16 protein-coding genes and 1 pseudogene are annotated in these 18,986 nt (G+C 51.9%); 14 read left to right on the forward strand and 3 right to left on the reverse strand.

The window, feature by feature from the left end:
- Nucleotides 1–345 precede the first annotated feature (345 nt).
- The 13 genes from nuoA (at nucleotide 346) to nuoN (ending at nucleotide 15,437) form a co-directional block, all read left to right on the forward strand.
- Nucleotides 346–789, forward strand: coding sequence for an NADH-quinone oxidoreductase subunit NuoA (gene nuoA / locus AACS80_RS12260; RefSeq protein ID WP_000062997.1), 444 nt, complete (start codon nucleotides 346–348; stop codon nucleotides 787–789).
- 15 nt (nucleotides 790–804) lie between these two features.
- Complete coding sequence (gene nuoB, locus AACS80_RS12265; RefSeq protein WP_000386733.1) at nucleotides 805–1,467, forward strand: NADH-quinone oxidoreductase subunit NuoB; 663 nt, start codon at nucleotides 805–807, stop codon at nucleotides 1,465–1,467.
- Nucleotides 1,468–1,560: 93 nt separating this feature from the next.
- Nucleotides 1,561–3,363 carry an NADH-quinone oxidoreductase subunit C/D gene (gene nuoC, locus AACS80_RS12270; RefSeq protein WP_000247878.1) on the forward strand — a complete coding sequence of 601 codons (1,803 nt, stop codon included), beginning with the start codon at nucleotides 1,561–1,563 and terminating at the stop codon, nucleotides 3,361–3,363.
- Nucleotides 3,364–3,365: 2 nt separating this feature from the next.
- Nucleotides 3,366–3,866, forward strand: a complete 501-nt coding sequence (gene nuoE, locus AACS80_RS12275) for an NADH-quinone oxidoreductase subunit NuoE (RefSeq protein ID WP_000545042.1) — start codon at nucleotides 3,366–3,368, stop codon at nucleotides 3,864–3,866.
- Nucleotides 3,863–5,200, forward strand: coding sequence for an NADH-quinone oxidoreductase subunit NuoF (gene nuoF / locus AACS80_RS12280; protein ID WP_000789507.1), 1,338 nt, complete (start codon nucleotides 3,863–3,865; stop codon nucleotides 5,198–5,200). The genes nuoE and nuoF overlap by 4 nt, the downstream gene beginning before the upstream one ends.
- A 52-nt stretch (nucleotides 5,201–5,252) precedes the next feature.
- Nucleotides 5,253–7,979 (forward strand): NADH-quinone oxidoreductase subunit NuoG, encoded by a 2,727-nt coding sequence (nuoG, locus tag AACS80_RS12285; protein ID WP_130207217.1) that lies wholly within the window; start codon nucleotides 5,253–5,255, stop codon nucleotides 7,977–7,979.
- Nucleotides 7,976–8,953, forward strand: a complete 978-nt coding sequence (nuoH, locus tag AACS80_RS12290) for an NADH-quinone oxidoreductase subunit NuoH (protein ID WP_000118507.1) — start codon at nucleotides 7,976–7,978, stop codon at nucleotides 8,951–8,953. Before nuoG ends, nuoH begins: the two co-directional genes overlap by 4 nt.
- Before the next feature lie 14 nt (nucleotides 8,954–8,967).
- Complete coding sequence (gene nuoI, locus AACS80_RS12295; protein WP_000172749.1) at nucleotides 8,968–9,510, forward strand: NADH-quinone oxidoreductase subunit NuoI; 543 nt, start codon at nucleotides 8,968–8,970, stop codon at nucleotides 9,508–9,510.
- An 11-nt stretch (nucleotides 9,511–9,521) separates the two neighbouring features.
- Nucleotides 9,522–10,076, forward strand: a complete 555-nt coding sequence (gene nuoJ / locus AACS80_RS12300; protein WP_000393511.1) for an NADH-quinone oxidoreductase subunit J — start codon at nucleotides 9,522–9,524, stop codon at nucleotides 10,074–10,076.
- A complete protein-coding gene (gene nuoK / locus AACS80_RS12305; RefSeq protein WP_000612644.1) occupies nucleotides 10,073–10,375 on the forward strand; it encodes an NADH-quinone oxidoreductase subunit NuoK in 303 nt (100 codons plus the stop codon). The genes nuoJ and nuoK overlap by 4 nt, the downstream gene beginning before the upstream one ends.
- Nucleotides 10,372–12,213, forward strand: a complete 1,842-nt coding sequence (gene nuoL / locus AACS80_RS12310; RefSeq protein ID WP_001056618.1) for an NADH-quinone oxidoreductase subunit L — start codon at nucleotides 10,372–10,374, stop codon at nucleotides 12,211–12,213. The genes nuoK and nuoL overlap by 4 nt, the downstream gene beginning before the upstream one ends.
- Before the next feature lie 230 nt (nucleotides 12,214–12,443).
- On the forward strand, nucleotides 12,444–13,973 hold the full coding sequence (nuoM, locus tag AACS80_RS12315) for an NADH-quinone oxidoreductase subunit M (RefSeq protein ID WP_130260560.1): 1,530 nt from the start codon (nucleotides 12,444–12,446) through the stop codon (nucleotides 13,971–13,973).
- A 6-nt stretch (nucleotides 13,974–13,979) separates the two neighbouring features.
- The gene (gene nuoN / locus AACS80_RS12320; RefSeq protein ID WP_047645430.1) at nucleotides 13,980–15,437 is read left to right on the forward strand and encodes an NADH-quinone oxidoreductase subunit NuoN; all 1,458 of its coding nucleotides are present in this window, start codon (nucleotides 13,980–13,982) and stop codon (nucleotides 15,435–15,437) included.
- A gap of 52 nt (nucleotides 15,438–15,489) precedes the next feature.
- Here nuoN and AACS80_RS12325 read toward each other — a convergent pair whose 3' ends face one another.
- Together AACS80_RS12325 and AACS80_RS12330 are read right to left on the reverse strand one after the other, a co-directional pair.
- Nucleotides 15,490–16,827: a hypothetical protein gene (locus tag AACS80_RS12325; RefSeq protein WP_171021443.1), complete on the reverse strand. Its 1,338-nt coding sequence runs from the start codon at nucleotides 16,825–16,827 to the stop codon at nucleotides 15,490–15,492.
- On the reverse strand, nucleotides 16,772–17,194 hold the full coding sequence (locus tag AACS80_RS12330; protein WP_130207206.1) for a hypothetical protein: 423 nt from the start codon (nucleotides 17,192–17,194) through the stop codon (nucleotides 16,772–16,774). The genes AACS80_RS12325 and AACS80_RS12330 overlap by 56 nt, the downstream gene beginning before the upstream one ends.
- 208 nt (nucleotides 17,195–17,402) lie before the next feature.
- On the opposite strand from AACS80_RS12330, the pseudogene AACS80_RS12335 reads away from it, so the two are divergent.
- Nucleotides 17,403–18,113: pseudogene (locus tag AACS80_RS12335) on the forward strand (hypothetical protein); the annotation flags it as partial.
- A gap of 289 nt (nucleotides 18,114–18,402) precedes the next feature.
- Here AACS80_RS12335 and AACS80_RS12340 read toward each other — a convergent pair.
- Nucleotides 18,403–18,906 carry a YfbM family protein gene (locus tag AACS80_RS12340; RefSeq protein WP_135407465.1) on the reverse strand — a complete coding sequence of 168 codons (504 nt, stop codon included), beginning with the start codon at nucleotides 18,904–18,906 and terminating at the stop codon, nucleotides 18,403–18,405.
- Nucleotides 18,907–18,986: the final 80 nt, after the last annotated feature.

Genomic DNA, 18,986 nt, shown 5'->3' on the forward strand with positions numbered 1-18,986 from the left:
TAGGGGGAGGAATCGACACAAATTCCTGTCAAAATAGGCCCGTATTTTTTCCATTGCTTCACAACGGACACGATTCAACAACATCTAATTTTCCTGGAGTCGTCAATGATCTGGGATGAAGAGCATTAAATGCAAGGGTTGTTGGTATTATGTAAATTAATGTGAAGAAACTTTTGTTAAAGTTGACAAAAGGTTATAGAAAGGGGTAAAAGACCACATCAATTCACTGTATAAAATTGTTATTACAGTAGTTGTAAGGTTTTTTTTATTCCTCCCCATGAATCGATGTGGCGTCCATCTGCCGTGAAGAGCAGTGAATCTGGCGCTACTTTTGATGAGTAAGCAATGAGTATGTCAACATCCACTGAAGTCATCGCTCATCACTGGGCATTCGCTATCTTTCTTATCGTTGCCATTGGCCTGTGTTGCCTGATGCTGGTAGGCGGTTGGTTTTTAGGCGGTCGCGCACGCGCGAGGTCGAAAAACGTGCCGTTTGAATCCGGTATCGACTCGGTCGGCTCCGCCCGCTTACGCCTGTCCGCCAAGTTTTATCTGGTGGCCATGTTCTTCGTTATCTTCGACGTTGAAGCGCTGTATCTGTTCGCATGGTCAACCTCTATTCGCGAAAGCGGCTGGGTAGGCTTTGTGGAAGCTGCAATTTTTATTTTTGTGTTACTGGCAGGTCTGGTTTATCTGGTGCGTATTGGCGCGCTGGACTGGACGCCCGCGCGTTCACGCCGCGAGCGTATGAACCCGGAAACGAACAGTATCGCTAATCGTCAACGCTAACCGCGAGGCATTAAGATGGATTATACGCTCACCCGCATAGATCCCAACGGTGAGAACGACCGTTACCCCCTGCAAAAGCAGGAGATCGTAACCGACCCTCTGGAGCAAGAAGTTAACAAAAACGTGTTTATGGGCAAGCTCAATGACATGGTTAACTGGGGTCGTAAAAACTCAATTTGGCCGTATAACTTCGGTCTTTCCTGCTGTTACGTTGAGATGGTGACTTCGTTTACCGCGGTGCATGACGTGGCGCGTTTTGGCGCAGAAGTATTGCGTGCTTCGCCGCGTCAGGCTGACCTGATGGTGGTGGCAGGAACCTGCTTTACAAAAATGGCACCGGTTATTCAGCGTCTTTATGACCAGATGCTGGAACCAAAATGGGTTATCTCAATGGGTGCCTGTGCCAACTCCGGCGGTATGTACGATATTTATTCCGTTGTGCAGGGCGTCGATAAATTCATCCCGGTTGATGTGTATATCCCGGGCTGCCCGCCGCGTCCTGAAGCGTACATGCAGGCACTGATGCTGTTGCAGGAATCTATCGGTAAAGAACGTCGTCCGCTCTCCTGGGTGGTTGGCGATCAAGGCGTTTATCGCGCCAATATGCAATCAGAGCGCGAACGCAAGCGCGGTGAACGCATTGCCGTAACCAACCTGCGTACACCTGACGAGATTTAATTTGCGCCTGTCGGCAAAGGGATTTTTCTTCGCTTATTCCTAAATCTATTTCGCGAAGCTTACTGCGCCGACAGTCACCACGGACCATTTGCAATGGTGAACAATATGACCGACTTAACCGCGCAAGAACCCGCCTGGCAGACCCGCGATCATCTTGATGATCCGGTGATTGGCGAACTGCGCAACCGTTTTGGGCCGGATGCCTTTACTGTTCAGGCGACTCGCACCGGGGTTCCCGTTGTGTGGATCAAGCGTGAACAATTACTGGAAGTGGGCGATTTCTTAAAGAAACTGCCGAAACCTTACGTCATGCTGTTTGACTTACACGGCATGGACGAACGTCTGCGCACACACCGCGAAGGGTTACCTGCCGCGGATTTTTCCGTTTTCTACCATCTGATTTCTATCGATCGTAACCGCGACATCATGCTGAAGGTGGCGCTGGCAGAAAACGACCTGCACGTACCGACCTTTACCAAACTGTTCCCGAACGCTAACTGGTATGAGCGTGAAACCTGGGATCTGTTTGGCATTACTTTCGACGGTCACCCGAACCTGCGCCGCATCATGATGCCGCAAACCTGGAAAGGTCACCCGCTGCGTAAAGATTACCCGGCGCGCGCTACCGAATTCTCGCCGTTTGAGCTGACCAAAGCCAAACAGGATCTGGAGATGGAAGCCCTGACCTTCAAACCAGAAGAGTGGGGGATGAAGCGCGGCACCGAAAACGAGGACTTCATGTTCCTCAACCTCGGTCCGAACCACCCGTCGGCGCACGGGGCTTTCCGTATCGTTTTGCAACTCGATGGCGAAGAGATTGTCGACTGCGTACCCGACATCGGCTACCACCACCGTGGCGCTGAGAAAATGGGCGAACGCCAGTCCTGGCACAGCTACATTCCGTATACCGACCGTATCGAATATCTCGGCGGCTGCGTTAACGAAATGCCTTACGTGCTGGCGGTAGAGAAACTGGCCGGGATCACCGTGCCGGATCGCGTTAACGTCATTCGCGTAATGCTCTCCGAACTGTTCCGCATCAACAGTCACCTGCTCTATATCTCCACCTTTATTCAGGACGTCGGCGCAATGACGCCAGTGTTCTTTGCCTTTACCGATCGGCAGAAAATTTACGATCTGGTGGAAGCAATCACTGGTTTCCGTATGCACCCGGCGTGGTTCCGTATTGGCGGCGTAGCGCACGACCTGCCGCGTGGCTGGGATCGTCTGCTGCGTGAGTTCCTCGACTGGATGCCGAAACGTCTGGCGTCTTACGAGAAAGCGGCGCTGCAAAACACCATTCTGAAAGGTCGTTCCCAGGGCGTTGCCGCCTATGGCGCGAAAGAGGCGCTGGAGTGGGGCACCACTGGCGCGGGCCTGCGTGCTACCGGGATCGACTTCGACGTGCGTAAGGCGCGTCCTTATTCTGGCTATGAAAACTTCGACTTTGAAATCCCGGTGGGTGGTGGTGTTTCTGACTGCTACACCCGCGTAATGCTTAAAGTGGAAGAGCTGCGCCAGAGTCTGCGCATTCTTGAGCAGTGCCTCAACAACATGCCGGAAGGCCCGTTCAAAGCGGATCACCCGCTGACCACGCCGCCACCGAAAGAGCGCACGCTGCAACATATCGAAACCCTGATCACCCACTTCCTGCAAGTGTCGTGGGGTCCGGTGATGCCTGCCAATGAATCCTTCCAGATGATTGAGGCGACTAAAGGGATCAATAGTTACTACCTGACCAGTGACGGCAGCACCATGAGTTATCGCACCCGTATCCGTACGCCGAGTTATGCGCATTTGCAGCAAATTCCGGCGGCGATCCGCGGCAGCCTGGTGTCTGACCTGATTGTTTATCTGGGCAGTATCGATTTTGTTATGTCAGATGTGGACCGCTAATTATGCACGAGAATCAACAACCACAAACCGAGGCTTTTGAGCTGAGTGCGGCAGAGCGTGAAGCGATTGAGCACGAGATGCACCACTACGAAGACCCGCGTGCGGCGTCCATTGAAGCGCTGAAAATCGTTCAGAAGCAGCGTGGCTGGGTGCCGGATGGCGCGATCCACGCGATCGCCGATGTGCTGGGTATTCCGGCGAGCGACGTCGAAGGTGTGGCAACGTTCTACAGCCAGATCTTCCGTCAGCCGGTAGGCCGCCATGTGATCCGTTATTGCGACAGCGTGGTTTGTCACATCAACGGTTACCAGGGCATTCAGGCGGCGCTGGAGAAAAAGCTGAACATCAAACCAGGGCAAACGACATTTGATGGCCGCTTTACGCTGCTGCCAACCTGCTGCCTGGGGAACTGTGATAAAGGGCCAAACATGATGATCGATGAGGACACTCACGCGCATCTGACCCCGGAAGCGATCCCTGAACTGCTGGAGCGGTATAAATGAAAAACATTATCCGTACTCCCGAAACGCATCCGCTAACCTGGCGTCTGCGTGATGACAAACAGCCAGTATGGCTGGACGAATACCGCAGCAAAAACGGTTACGAAGGCGCGCGTAAGGCGCTGACCGGGCTGTCTCCGGACGAGATCGTTAATCAGGTTAAAGACTCTGGTCTGAAAGGGCGCGGCGGTGCAGGCTTTTCAACTGGCCTGAAGTGGAGCCTGATGCCGAAAGACGAATCCATGAACATCCGTTACCTGCTATGTAACGCCGATGAAATGGAGCCTGGCACTTATAAAGACCGTCTGCTGATGGAGCAACTGCCGCACCTGCTGGTGGAAGGCATGCTTATTTCCGCGTTTGCGCTGAAAGCCTACCGTGGCTACATCTTCCTGCGTGGCGAATATATTGAAGCAGCCGTGAATCTGCGCCGTGCCATTGCCGAAGCGACCGAAGCGGGTCTGCTCGGTAAAAATATTATGGGAACAGGTTTTGATTTTGAACTGTTCGTCCATACCGGGGCAGGGCGCTATATCTGCGGTGAAGAAACGGCGTTAATCAACTCCCTGGAAGGGCGTCGCGCTAACCCTCGCTCAAAACCGCCATTCCCGGCAACCTCCGGTGCATGGGGTAAACCAACCTGCGTTAACAACGTCGAAACCCTGTGTAACGTTCCGGCAATCCTCGCTAACGGCGTGGAGTGGTATCAGAACATCTCGAAAAGTAAAGATGCTGGCACCAAGCTGATGGGCTTCTCCGGTCGGGTGAAAAATCCGGGCCTGTGGGAACTGCCGTTCGGCACCACCGCACGCGAGATCCTCGAAGATTACGCCGGTGGTATGCGCGATGGCCTGAAGTTCAAAGCCTGGCAGCCAGGCGGCGCTGGGACTGACTTCCTGACCGAAGCGCACCTTGACCTGCCGATGGAATTCGAAAGTATCGGTAAAGCGGGAAGCCGTCTGGGTACGGCGCTGGCGATGGCGGTTGACCACGAGATCAACATGGTGTCGCTGGTGCGTAACCTGGAAGAGTTTTTCGCCCGTGAGTCCTGCGGCTGGTGTACGCCGTGCCGCGACGGTCTGCCGTGGAGCGTGAAAATTCTGCGTGCGCTGGAGCGTGGCGAAGGTCAGCCGGGTGATATCGAAACACTTGAGCAACTGTGTCGATTCTTAGGCCCGGGTAAAACTTTCTGTGCCCACGCACCTGGTGCAGTGGAGCCGTTACAGAGCGCCATCAAATATTTCCGCGAAGAATTTGAGGCGGGAATCAAACAGCCGTTCAGCAATACCCATTTGATTAATGGGATTCAGCCGAACCTGCTGAAAGAGCGCTGGTAACCGAATTTCGATTAACGCTCGGTCCCTGACCGAGAAAACTGGAAGCATGCTAATGGCTACAATTCATGTAGACGGCAAAGAATACGAGGTCAACGGAGCGGACAACCTGTTGGAAGCTTGTCTGTCTCTGGGCCTTGATATTCCTTACTTTTGCTGGCATCCGGCGCTGGGAAGCGTCGGTGCTTGCCGCCAGTGTGCGGTGAAGCAATACCAAAACGCGGAAGACACGCGTGGTCGCCTGGTGATGTCCTGTATGACACCGGCTTCCGATGGCACCTTTATTTCCATTGACGACGAAGAAGCGAAACAGTTCCGTGAAAGTGTGGTCGAGTGGTTGATGACTAACCATCCGCACGACTGTCCGGTATGTGAAGAAGGCGGTAACTGCCATCTTCAGGATATGACCGTGATGACCGGGCATACCTTCCGTCGCTACCGTTTCACCAAACGTACCCACCGCAATCAGGACCTGGGGCCGTTCATCTCTCACGAAATGAACCGCTGCATCGCCTGCTACCGCTGCGTGCGTTACTACAAAGATTACGCTGACGGTACAGATCTGGGCGTTTATGGCGCACACGATAACGTCTACTTCGGTCGCCCGGAAGACGGCACGCTGGAAAGCGAATTTTCCGGTAACCTGGTCGAAATTTGCCCGACCGGCGTATTTACCGACAAAACGCACTCCGAGCGTTACAACCGTAAATGGGATATGCAGTTTGCGCCGAGCATCTGCCAGCAATGTTCCATCGGCTGTAACATCAGCCCCGGTGAACGTTACGGCGAACTGCGTCGTATCGAAAACCGTTACAACGGTACGGTAAACCACTACTTCCTCTGCGACCGTGGTCGTTTCGGTTACGGCTACGTCAACCTGAAAGATCGTCCGCGTCAGCCAGTACAGCGTCGTGGCGATGATTTCATTACCCTCAACGCCGAACAGGCAATGCAGGGCGCGGCAGATATTCTGCGTCAGTCGAAGAAAGTGATCGGCATCGGTTCTCCGCGCGCCAGCGTGGAAAGCAACTTTGCGCTGCGTGAGCTGGTGGGCGAAGAAAACTTCTATACCGGTATCGCTCACGGTGAGCAGGAACGTCTGCAACTGGCACTAAAAGTGCTGCGTGAAGGCGGCATTTATACTCCGGCACTGCGCGAAATCGAATCTTATGATGCGGTACTGGTGCTGGGCGAAGACGTTACCCAGACCGGCGCGCGCGTCGCGCTGGCAGTTCGTCAGGCGGTGAAAGGTAAAGCGCGCGAAATGGCGGCAGCACAGAAAGTGGCTGACTGGCAGATTGCGGCAATCCTCAACATCGGTCAGCGTGCGAAGCATCCGCTGTTTGTTACCAACGTTGATGACACCCGTCTGGATGATATCGCTGCGTGGACTTACCGCGCACCGGTTGAAGATCAGGCGCGTTTAGGTTTTGCCATCGCCCATGCGCTGGATAACTCTGCGCCAGCGGTTGACGGTATTGAACCTGAGCTGCAAAGCAAAATCGACGTCATCGTGCAGGCACTGGCTGGTGCGAAGAAACCGTTGATTATCTCCGGGACGAACGCCGGTAGCGCTGAAGTGATTCAGGCTGCGGCTAACGTGGCGAAAGCCCTGAAAGGTCGCGGCGCTGACGTCGGTATCACCATGATTGCCCGTTCTGTAAACAGCATGGGGCTGGGCATTATGGGTGGTGGTTCGCTGGAAGAAGCGTTAACCGAACTGGAAACCGGACGCGCCGACGCGGTGGTGGTGCTGGAAAACGATCTGCATCGTCACGCTTCCGCTACCCGCGTGAATGCTGCGCTGGCTAAAGCGCCGCTGGTGATGGTGGTTGACCATCAACGCACAGCGATCATGGAAAACGCCCATCTGGTGCTTTCCGCCGCCAGCTTTGCTGAAAGCGACGGTACGGTAATTAATAACGAAGGCCGCGCCCAACGTTTCTTCCAGGTTTACGACCCGTCCTATTACGACAGCAAAACTGTCATGCTGGAAAGCTGGCGCTGGCTGCACTCGCTGCACAGTACCCTGCTGAGCCGTGAAGTGGACTGGACGCAGCTCGACCACGTGATTGACGCCGTTGTGGCGAAAATCCCGGAACTGGCAGGTATTAAAGATGCCGCACCGGATGCGACATTCCGCATTCGTGGGCAGAAACTGGCCCGTGAGCCGCACCGTTACAGCGGTCGTACCGCCATGCGCGCCAACATCAGCGTTCATGAGCCGCGTCAGCCGCAGGATATTGACACCATGTTCACCTTCTCGATGGAAGGTAACAACCAGCCGACCGCGCACCGTTCGCAAGTGCCGTTTGCCTGGGCACCAGGCTGGAACTCCCCGCAGGCGTGGAACAAATTCCAGGACGAAGTGGGCGGCAAACTGCGCTTTGGCGATCCGGGCGTGCGTCTGTTTGAAACCAGCGAAAATGGTCTGGATTACTTCACCAGCGTACCGGCACGCTTCCAGCCGCAGGACGGGAAATGGCGTATCGCGCCGTACTACCACCTGTTTGGCAGCGATGAATTGTCACAGCGTGCTCCGGTCTTCCAGAGCCGTATGCCGCAGCCGTACATCAAACTCAACCCAGCGGATGCCGCGAAGTTAGGTGTGAACGCAGGTACACGCGTCTCCTTTAGTTACGATGGCAACACGGTCACGCTGCCGGTTGAAATCGCCGAAGGGCTGACGGCAGGGCAGGTTGGCTTGCCGATGGGTATGTCCGGCATTGCTCCGGTGCTGGCCGGCGCGCATCTTGAGGATCTCAAGGAGGCACAACAATGAGTTGGATATCACCGGAACTGATTGAGATCCTGCTGACCATCCTCAAAGCGGTGGTGATCCTGCTGGTGGTTGTCACCTGTGGGGCATTCATGAGCTTTGGCGAACGTCGCCTGCTGGGTCTGTTCCAGAACCGTTACGGACCTAACCGTGTTGGCTGGGGCGGTTCGCTCCAGCTGGTTGCGGACATGATCAAAATGTTCTTTAAAGAAGACTGGATCCCGAAATTCTCGGATCGCGTCATCTTTACCCTGGCACCGATGATTGCTTTTACCTCGCTGCTGCTGGCCTTTGCGATTGTGCCAGTCAGCCCTGGTTGGGTGGTTGCTGACCTGAACATCGGGATTTTGTTCTTCCTGATGATGGCCGGTCTGGCGGTTTACGCGGTGCTGTTTGCGGGCTGGTCAAGTAACAACAAATACTCGCTGCTGGGTGCGATGCGTGCTTCTGCGCAGACCCTGAGCTACGAAGTGTTCCTCGGGCTTTCCCTGATGGGCGTGGTGGCGCAGGCCGGTTCATTCAACATGACCGACATCGTCAACAGCCAGGCGCATGTGTGGAACGTCATCCCGCAATTCTTTGGTTTTATTACCTTTGCCATCGCGGGCGTGGCGGTGTGTCACCGTCACCCGTTTGACCAGCCGGAAGCCGAGCAGGAACTGGCGGATGGTTACCACATTGAATATTCCGGCATGAAGTTCGGTCTGTTTTTCGTGGGTGAATACATCGGGATTGTGACCATCTCTGCACTGATGGTGACGCTGTTCTTCGGTGGCTGGCAAGGCCCGTTGTTACCGCCATTCATCTGGTTCGCGCTGAAAACCGCGTTCTTTATGATGATGTTCATTTTGATTCGTGCGTCGTTACCGCGTCCGCGTTATGACCAGGTAATGTCCTTCGGCTGGAAAATCTGCCTGCCGCTGACGCTGATCAACTTGCTGGTAACGGCGGCTGTCATTCTCTGGCAGGCGCAATAAGGGGCAATAAGACCATGACCTTAAAAGAATTGTTAGTAGGTTTCGGCACCCAGGTTCGTAGTATCTGGATGATCGGCCTGCACGCGTTCGCCAAACGCGAAACGCGAATGTACCCGGAAGAGCCGGTCTATCTGCCGCCCCGTTATCGTGGTCGTATCGTTCTGACCCGCGACCCGGACGGCGAAGAGCGTTGCGTAGCTTGTAACCTCTGCGCGGTAGCCTGCCCGGTCGGCTGTATCTCGCTGCAAAAAGCAGAAACCAAAGACGGTCGCTGGTATCCGGAATTTTTCCGCATCAACTTCTCACGCTGCATTTTCTGTGGTTTGTGCGAAGAAGCCTGTCCGACCACGGCGATTCAGTTAACCCCGGATTTCGAAATGGGGGAATACAAGCGCCAGGACCTGGTTTACGAGAAAGAGGATCTGCTGATCTCCGGTCCGGGCAAATACCCGGAATATAACTTCTACCGGATGGCAGGTATGGCAATCGACGGCAAAGATAAGGGCGAAGCAGAGAACGAAGCCAAGCCTATCGACGTCAAGAGCCTGTTACCGTAAGGAGAGGGGCAATGGAGTTCGCTTTTTATATCTGTGGCCTGATAGCCATACTTGCGACCTTGCGAGTGATCACCCATACCAATCCGGTACACGCACTGCTGTACCTGATTATTTCGCTGCTGGCGATTTCCGGGGTGTTCTTCTCGCTGGGCGCTTACTTCGCCGGTGCGTTGGAAATTATCGTCTACGCGGGTGCCATTATGGTGCTGTTCGTGTTCGTGGTGATGATGCTCAACCTGGGCGGTTCGGAAATCGAACAAGAACGCCAGTGGCTGAAACCGCAGGTGTGGATTGGTCCGGCAATTTTGTCGGCCATCATGCTGGTGGTGATTGTTTACGCCATCCTCGGTGTTAACGATCAGGGTATCGACGGTACGCCAATCAGTGCTAAAGCAGTGGGTATTACGCTGTTCGGGCCTTACGTACTGGCGGTGGAACTGGCTTCTATGCTGCTGCTCGCGGGTCTGGTTGTGGCCTTCCACGTCGGTCGTGAAGAGCGTGCGGGTGAAGTGCTGAGCAATCGTAAAGACGACAGCGCGAAAAGAAAAACGGAGGAGCACGCATGATCCCCTTACAACATGGACTGATCCTCGCGGCAATCTTATTCGTTCTTGGCTTAACCGGTCTGGTTATCCGTCGCAATCTGCTGTTTATGCTGATTGGTCTGGAAATCATGATTAACGCCTCCGCGCTGGCCTTTGTGGTCGCCGGAAGCTACTGGGGCCAGACCGACGGTCAGGTGATGTACATTCTCGCCATCAGCCTCGCGGCGGCAGAAGCGAGTATCGGCCTTGCGCTGCTGCTGCAACTTCACCGTCGTCGCCAGAACCTGAACATCGATTCAGTAAGTGAGATGCGCGGATGAACATGCTTGCCTTAACCATTATTTTGCCATTGATTGGCTTCGTCCTGCTGGCGTTCTCCCGTGGGCGCTGGTCTGAAAACGTCTCGGCGATCGTCGGCGTTGGCTCTGTGGGCCTGGCGGCGCTGGTAACTGCCTTTATCGGCGTTGACTTCTTCGCTAACGGTGAGCAGGCATACAGCCAGCCGCTGTGGACGTGGATGTCGGTAGGCGACTTTAACATCGGTTTCAATCTGGTGCTGGACGGCCTGTCGCTGACCATGCTCTCGGTGGTTACCGGTGTGGGTTTCCTGATCCACATGTACGCCTCCTGGTACATGCGCGGTGAAGAGGGCTACTCTCGCTTCTTCGCCTACACCAACCTGTTCATCGCCAGCATGGTCGTTCTGGTTCTCGCCGATAACCTGCTGCTGATGTACCTCGGCTGGGAAGGCGTGGGCCTGTGCTCCTATCTGCTGATCGGTTTCTATTACACCGATCCGAAGAATGGCGCAGCGGCAATGAAAGCGTTCGTCGTGACCCGTGTGGGTGACGTGTTCCTCGCTTTCGCGCTGTTCATTCTCTACAACGAGTTGGGTACGCTGAACTTCCGTGAAATGGTGGAACTGGCGCCTGCGCACTTTGCTGACGGCAATAACATGCTGATGTGGGCGACGCTGATGCTGCTGGGCGGTGCGGTTGGTAAATCTGCGCAGCTGCCGTTGCAGACATGGCTTGCTGACGCGATGGCGGGCCCGACGCCTGTCTCCGCGCTGATCCACGCCGCAACGATGGTAACCGCAGGTGTCTACCTGATCGCCCGTACCCACGGCCTGTTCCTGATGACGCCGGAAGTTCTGCATCTGGTGGGTATTGTTGGGGCGGTTACGCTGCTGCTGGCCGGTTTTGCCGCGCTGGTACAGACCGACATCAAACGTGTTCTCGCTTACTCTACCATGAGCCAGATTGGCTACATGTTCCTCGCGCTTGGCGTGCAGGCATGGGATGCGGCGATTTTCCACTTGATGACCCACGCGTTCTTTAAAGCGCTGCTGTTCCTGGCATCCGGTTCCGTCATTCTGGCCTGCCATCACGAACAGAACATCTTCAAGATGGGCGGTCTGCGTAAATCTATTCCGCTGGTTTATCTCTGCTTCCTGGTGGGCGGCGCAGCACTGTCGGCACTGCCGCTGGTCACTGCGGGCTTCTTCAGTAAGGATGAGATCCTCGCGGGTGCGATGGCGAATGGTCATATCAATCTGATGGTGGCAGGTCTGGTCGGTGCGTTTATGACCTCGCTCTACACCTTCCGTATGATTTTCATCGTCTTCCACGGAAAAGAACAAATTCACGCTCACGCCGTGAAAGGGGTAACTCACAGCCTGCCGCTGATTGTGCTGCTGATCCTTTCCACCTTCGTTGGCGCACTGATTGTACCGCCGCTGCAGGGCGTGCTTCCGCAAACGACGGAACTGGCGCACGGCAGCATGTTGACCCTGGAAATTACCTCTGGCGTGGTCGCGGTTGTCGGCATTCTGCTGGCAGCCTGGCTGTGGCTGGGTAAACGTACTCTGGTGACCTCCATCGCCAACAGTGCGCCGGGCCGCCTGCTGGGCACCTGGTGGTACAACGCCTGGGGCTTCGACTGGCTGTATGACAAAGTATTCGTCAAGCCGTTCCTGGGGATTGCCTGGTTGCTGAAACGCGATCCGCTGAACTCAATGATGAACATCCCGGCGGTTCTTTCCCGCTTTGCAGGTAAAGGTCTGCTGTTAAGCGAGAACGGCTACCTGCGCTGGTATGTGGCATCCATGAGCATCGGTGCGGTCGTGGTGCTGGCACTGTTGATGGTACTGCGTTGAGTTGTTGGCTGAGTGAATATACCCGGCGCTGCGCCGGGTCTGTGAACTAAGAATAAATTTTAGGTAACTGTTCCTGAAGTACAGGCGTCATCGGCGAAGTCAGACCGGATACCGCCAGCGCACAGCAACCGGAGCGTACTTAAGTACGTGAGGATTGCGAGCACTGCCGGGATTCGGGCTGGCGAGTGAGATAGCCTGAGCAGGAGTAAATATAAGGGACATACTTAGCTATGTTATTACCCTGGTTAATACTAATCCCCTTTATCGGCGGCTTCCTGTGCTGGCAGACCGAACGCTTTGGCGTAAAGGTGCCGCGCTGGGTAGCGCTGATCACCATGGGATTGACGCTGGCGCTGTCGCTGCAACTGTGGTTGCAGGGCGGTTATTCACTGACGCAATCCGCCGGAATTCCGCAGTGGCAGTCTGAATTCGACATGCCGTGGATCCCGCGTTTTGGTATCTCTATCCATCTCGCCATTGACGGTCTGTCGCTGCTGATGGTCGTGCTGACCGGTCTGCTCGGCGTGCTGGCGGTACTCTGTTCGTGGAACGAGATCGAAAAATATCAGGGCTTCTTCCACCTCAACCTGATGTGGATCCTGGGCGGCGTTATCGGCGTGTTCCTTGCCATCGACATGTTCCTGTTCTTCTTCTTCTGGGAAATGATGTTGGTGCCGATGTACTTCCTGATCGCACTGTGGGGGCATAAAGCTTCTGACGGTAAAACGCGTATCACGGCGGCAACCAAGTTCTTCATTTATACCCAGGCGAGTGGTCTGGTGATGTTGATCGCCATCCTGGCGCTGGTCTTTGTTCACTACAACGCGACCGGCGTCTGGACCTTCAACTATGAAGAGCTGCTGAATACGCCAATGTCTGGCGGCGTGGAATACCTGTTGATGCTGGGCTTCTTCATCGCATTTGCGGTGAAAATGCCGGTGGTTCCGCTGCATGGCTGGCTGCCGGATGCGCACTCCCAGGCACCAACTGCGGGTTCCGTTGACCTCGCGGGGATCTTGCTGAAAACCGCCGCTTACGGTCTGCTGCGTTTCTCCCTGCCGCTGTTCCCGAACGCGTCGGCAGAGTTTGCACCAATCGCTATGTGGCTGGGTGTTATCGGCATCTTCTACGGTGCGTGGATGGCCTTCGCCCAGACCGATATCAAACGTCTGATCGCCTACACCTCGGTTTCCCACATGGGCTTCGTGCTGATTGCCATCTACACCGGCAGCCAGTTGGCCTACCAGGGCGCGGTAATTCAGATGATTGCGCACGGCTTGTCAGCGGCGGGTCTGTTTATTCTCTGCGGTCAGCTCTATGAACGTATCCATACCCGCGACATGCGCATGATGGGCGGTCTGTGGAGCAAGATGAAATGGCTGCCAGCACTGTCGCTGTTCTTTGCGGTGGCAACGCTTGGGATGCCAGGCACCGGTAACTTCGTCGGCGAATTTATGATTCTGTTCGGCAGCTTCCAGGTTGTCCCGGTGATTACCGTTATCTCTACCTTTGGGCTGGTCTTTGCATCTGTTTATTCGCTGGCAATGTTACATCGCGCTTACTTCGGTAAAGCGAAAAGCGAGATTGCCAGCAAAGAACTGCCAGGGATGTCGCTGCGCGAGCTGTTTATGATCCTGTTGCTGGTGGTGCTGCTGGTACTGCTGGGCTTCTATCCGCAGCCGATTCTGGATACCTCGCACTCCGCGATTGGCAATATCCAGCAGTGGTTTGTTAATTCCGTTACTACTACAAGGCCGTAAATCGCCATGACAATAACTCCACAAAACCTGATCGCACTGCTACCGTTGCTGATCGTCGGCTTGACGGTGGTGGTTGTGATGCTCTCCATTGCGTGGCGACGCAATCATTTCCTCAACGCTACGCTCTCGGTTATTGGGCTTAACGCGGCGCTGGTTTCGCTCTGGTTTGTCGGCCAGGCGGGCGCTATGGACGTTACGCCGCTGATGCGCGTTGATGGTTTCGCCATGCTTTACACCGGGCTGGTATTGTTGGCGAGCCTCGCCACCTGTACTTTCGCCTACCCGTGGCTTGAAGGCTATAACGACAACAAGGACGAGTTCTACCTGTTGGTGTTAATTGCTGCGCTGGGCGGGATCCTGCTGGCGAATGCCAACCATCTGGCGTCCTTGTTCCTCGGTATCGAACTGATCTCTTTGCCGCTGTTTGGTCTGGTCGGTTACGCTTTCCGCCAGAAACGTTCGCTGGAAGCCAGTATCAAATACACCATTCTTTCTGCCGCAGCGTCTTCTTTCCTGCTGTTTGGTATGGCGCTGGTGTATGCGCAGTCTGGGGATCTGTCGTTCGTTGCACTGGGTAAAAACCTCGGCGACGGTATGCTCAACGAGCCGCTGTTGCTGGCAGGTTTCGGCCTGATGATTGTTGGCCTCGGCTTCAAACTCTCTCTGGTGCCGTTCCACCTGTGGACGCCAGACGTATACCAGGGCGCGCCTGCGCCGGTTTCCACTTTCCTGGCGACGGCGAGCAAAATCGCTATCTTCGGTGTGGTGATGCGTCTGTTCCTTTACGCACCAGTGGGTGACAGCGAAGCGATTCGCGTGGTGCTGGCGATTATCGCCTTTGCCTCCATCATCTTCGGTAACCTGATGGCGCTGAGCCAGACCAACATCAAACGTCTGCTCGGTTACTCATCTATCTCTCACCTCGGCTATCTGCTGGTGGCGCTGATTGCGCTGCAAACTGGCGAGATGTCGATGGAAGCGGTAGGGGTTTACCTGGCCGGTTATCTGTTCAGCAGCCTCGGCGCGTTCGGCGTGGTCAGCCTGATGTCCAGCCCATATCGTGGCCCGGATGCTGATTCCCTGTTCTCTTACCGCGGTCTGTTCTGGCATCGTCCGATCCTCGCGGCAGTGATGACGGTGATGATGCTGTCTCTGGCCGGTATCCCGATGACGCTGGGCTTTATTGGTAAGTTCTACGTGCTGGCGGTCGGTGTCCAGGCACACTTGTGGTGGCTGGTGGGTGCCGTGGTTGTCGGTTCGGCAATCGGCCTTTACTACTACCTGCGCGTGGCGGTGAGCTTATACCTGCACGCCCCGGAACAACCGGGTCGCGATGCACCGTCAAACTGGCAGTACAGCGTGGGCGGTATCGTGGTGCTGATCTCTGCACTGTTGGTACTGGTGCTGGGTGTATGGCCGCAACCGCTGATTAGTATTGTGCGTTTGGCAATGCCGCTGATGTAAGGTTGAGTGTTGATGTTAAAAAACCGCCGATTTCGGCGGTTTTTTTATGGTGTTATGATTTGATTGGGTTTGTGCAGGTTTTATTTTGGAAACGTTTATTGTATTTATAATTATAGTCTGAAGAGACAATAGTATTATAGTTTATGGTTGACGCACTTGCATAACACGCCACATCAACGTTTAAATCGTTAATGATGAAGTCGATCATGTCTTCTGTACCATTCATTATAATAAACTTTACTAATGTTATATTTTCACCAAAATCACCATATTCTTGACCAATCACGGAAGGTAGGTATTCTTTGTTCTTTATTTTTGATATTACGGACTGGTTATCACCTAAAACAACATGCATAGCGATAATGTCATTTTCATTTTCAGGTTGAACAAATTTTGAAAAATAAGAAACACTAAGCTTATTTGAGTTTAAAATAGAATTATGCAAGTCTACCGGTTTGATAAATAAATGCTTTTGCCATTTTGGAACGAGCTTTAGTAGAAAATCGAGCATTTGGATTTTTTGTGCACTGCACTTTTCGTCTCTTAAACATCGCTTTAAATCAATTAATCTAGTGTCTATAATACCTTTATCATTCTGAATCTCTTTCTTTTTATTATCATCTATTTTGCTATATAGAAATTTTAAGAAATTAATGCTTGTTACGTTAGCAAAAGAATAGTTGACAGCATAATCGCTGGTAAAGTCGTCTTTAAATTCACTACACTGGATAACTTTCTCGAATGAAGTGATTGGGTAGTCAAAGTTATATGTTCTGTTATAGTTAAATTTCATATTGAACAAAAGTGAATTGATACCCTCCGGGCATGTTTTCCAAAGTTTATCCAATGCAGTACCATCCCCTTGTCTTAGTGCCGTATTCACAGCAGTGTCATAATCTGATTCGTTTTTCATGGGGAATAAATAGAATGTATGTAAAACAAATATAATGGCAAAGGCGCGCCAGCCTGTAAATAAAATCTTGCGTGGGCTGCAATATATGCTTTTCCTTAGAAAACACACATACCATAAAATTAATGTATAGGGTATCAGGTTGAAAATATATTCAAAGAAAGAATCGAAATACTTATTGAAATAAAATAAATAGGCTAATGCGGTAGTGCCGATTGGCAATTCCAGATAGATTAAAGAAATGAAACCGGTGTTATCCATTTTCTCTTTATCCCATCGAAGAAGAAACGGTACGATAAAGAGTATTGGTATGATAAAGGCTAATGCATAACACGCAAAAATGATAATTACAGCACCCGTTGAAAATGACAATATACATCCTCCATGAAGTATTTTAAAAATTTTTCGTAATGAGCAATATGTTTTAATCCCACCAACAATTAACCGGATGCATACCCGCAGGGACTTCAACCCATCCATGATCTGTATCTTCTTCCCATCCTTCCCGGCACTCATCAGGGGCAATTTCTTCTGCAAACCAATTCTGAACTTCTTCGGGTGAGGCAGAAGTGATAACTGAAATTCTTTCGCTAAAGGGCCAGTTAGGGTCATCGAACATCGTAATTTCTACCAAAACATCACTGACATCGTTACGCTCACGAATTTTCAGCAAATGGTGGTAGATAGCTTGCGGAGATTGTTCTGGAGTCACATTGCAACATATTGAACCGAGGATATTATTGCCGATAAAAAAATCCTCAAGAGATAACAATGGACGGGGGGTAGCAGGCTCGTTAACATCACCATTGATATTAACAAGTTGGGTAATGCGTTCTAAAGGTGTCATAATTATTCCCTGAAATAATTCATTCATCAAATGAATGGCATTGTTTGAATTCAATAGCGGATAAATAGTGACAATGCCACACGTCTTATTAGTTTCAGGCACATCATAGCATGGATGTTAAGCAGGGAAAGGTGAAATATTCAGTCAGGCTGGGTCGTGATCCAGACGTTGTTATATATAACATCATAAATATTTAAAGGGGTTTGACATGGAATGGTTAAGTGAAATTCGCAAACTTCGGGAGCACGTACCTGTCGGTATCCAGTCTGCCAGACGTTTGCTAGAGAGGACTGGCGGTAATGTTGATGAGGCCATTAAATTCTTTCATATTGATCAAATCAATATATTGACTGCAAAAGCAGACGTCACACATCAGGAAGCAGAGAATGTTTTGTTGGCTACAAACTATGATATTGCAGAAACTCTTCGGCGTATTGATGAACAACGCTATACACTGACGGAATTGATTTTGCGTAAAAATAAGGATGCCGGAGATGCCTTAAACAAAATAGCATTGGCGATTGAATATGAGTGGGATCTCAAGCGTAAGTTTTGGTTTAGTTTTGCAGATATCCAATTATTACAGCCAGTTTTACAAACTTTTATGCTGGTTTATGAATGGCATGAATATGTTGGTTGGGAAGGAATGGATTGTGGGATCTTTTTTGAAAGTGATCATATTCACCAACAATTGCAAGCGTTGGGATTGTTAGAACTTGCCAAAAAAATGGTTACTGCAAGAATCCGATATAATGAGTTAAAAGAGAAGGTAGAAAATTTTCATGAGATTACAAAGGATGAAATATTCAAAATGCTTATCACACATTGTGACCAACTTGCAAAAGATGTTGATTCTGTGTTACTGCAATTTGTGGAGGATAATATTGAGTTTTTCCCATGTCGTCACAATGGACACGATTTTTTAAAAAATCATCTCAAAATTGAACAGGCTTTTTATCTGCCTGGTAATTTCCAGGTAATGACAGGTTGAGTTCCGTTTTCATCCAAGATTCCAAATCGTTGCCAGCACAGATGACATCGCTGTTATATACCGAATACACGGCATTGCTTTAAGAATGCGACTAAGCAAGCATTTAGCGATATTTATACAAGGGGATAAAAACCGGACCATGGTTAAATATTTTTTCAAGATGATCTTGGCGTAAATTTTAACTAATGGGTATTTCTCCCCCAGGCATCAAGCTATATCACCCAACAATAACCGTCAGCGCATGATTCCCTTGTCGCAGCATACGTCGATACGCGCTAATCAGCTTTTCCATATCAAGCATGATCGAAGCAAAGAGTTGCCCCTCTAACTCTTCTGAAAAGGTCACTCCCGGATAAATCTCCATTTCATTGAGTCGCTGAATGGAAAACTGTTTACGCAGCTCACTTCGATCCAGTGATTCCAGGCGGTCGATTGTCGCGGCTAACTCCTGATTCCAGGTCAATCCCAGGAAACCATCTATGCCATCTTCGAGGCTGTGTTCACCAAGCACGGCACGACTCAGCGGATCATTCTTCGCTGGATCAAAAGCAGAGGTACCCGTTAGGCCAAAATGTAAAAAATCCCAGCGTTTATCAATATCCAGTCGCCGTAAACCTGAAAGCGTGTCATGAATATTGTCCATTAAGGGTTTTTCAGTAGACTCAAGCAGTCGGTTAATTCTTTCTGAGTCAATTTCTGCAAAATAGCCAATCATTCCCATTTGTTTTTCCTCCGTTGAATTTAATTTTTCGCATCTTAAAACAGACGAGGGAAAATAAAATGCGCATGTTGCTTTTTCTG

Source organism: Escherichia sp. E4385, assembly GCF_963883145.1.
Classification (GTDB): Bacteria; Pseudomonadota; Gammaproteobacteria; order Enterobacterales; family Enterobacteriaceae; genus Escherichia.

Bases quoted from the DNA above. Each gene is read 5' to 3' on its own strand.
- nuoA (WP_000062997.1), top strand. From the start codon at position 346: ATGAGTATGTCAACATCCACTGAAGTCATCGCTCATCACTGGGCATTC.
- nuoB (WP_000386733.1), top strand. From the start codon at position 805: ATGGATTATACGCTCACCCGCATAGATCCCAACGGTGAGAACGACCGT.
- nuoC (WP_000247878.1), top strand. From the start codon at position 1,561: ATGGTGAACAATATGACCGACTTAACCGCGCAAGAACCCGCCTGGCAG.
- nuoE (WP_000545042.1), top strand. From the start codon at position 3,366: ATGCACGAGAATCAACAACCACAAACCGAGGCTTTTGAGCTGAGTGCG.
- nuoF (WP_000789507.1), top strand. From the start codon at position 3,863: ATGAAAAACATTATCCGTACTCCCGAAACGCATCCGCTAACCTGGCGT.
- nuoG (WP_130207217.1), top strand. From the start codon at position 5,253: ATGGCTACAATTCATGTAGACGGCAAAGAATACGAGGTCAACGGAGCG.
- nuoH (WP_000118507.1), top strand. From the start codon at position 7,976: ATGAGTTGGATATCACCGGAACTGATTGAGATCCTGCTGACCATCCTC.
- nuoI (WP_000172749.1), top strand. From the start codon at position 8,968: ATGACCTTAAAAGAATTGTTAGTAGGTTTCGGCACCCAGGTTCGTAGT.
- nuoJ (WP_000393511.1), top strand. From the start codon at position 9,522: ATGGAGTTCGCTTTTTATATCTGTGGCCTGATAGCCATACTTGCGACC.
- nuoK (WP_000612644.1), top strand. From the start codon at position 10,073: ATGATCCCCTTACAACATGGACTGATCCTCGCGGCAATCTTATTCGTT.
- nuoL (WP_001056618.1), top strand. From the start codon at position 10,372: ATGAACATGCTTGCCTTAACCATTATTTTGCCATTGATTGGCTTCGTC.
- nuoM (WP_130260560.1), top strand. From the start codon at position 12,444: ATGTTATTACCCTGGTTAATACTAATCCCCTTTATCGGCGGCTTCCTG.
- nuoN (WP_047645430.1), top strand. From the start codon at position 13,980: ATGACAATAACTCCACAAAACCTGATCGCACTGCTACCGTTGCTGATC.
- AACS80_RS12325 (WP_171021443.1), bottom strand. From the start codon at position 16,827: ATGGATGGGTTGAAGTCCCTGCGGGTATGCATCCGGTTAATTGTTGGT.
- AACS80_RS12330 (WP_130207206.1), bottom strand. From the start codon at position 17,194: ATGACACCTTTAGAACGCATTACCCAACTTGTTAATATCAATGGTGAT.
- AACS80_RS12340 (WP_135407465.1), bottom strand. From the start codon at position 18,906: ATGGGAATGATTGGCTATTTTGCAGAAATTGACTCAGAAAGAATTAAC.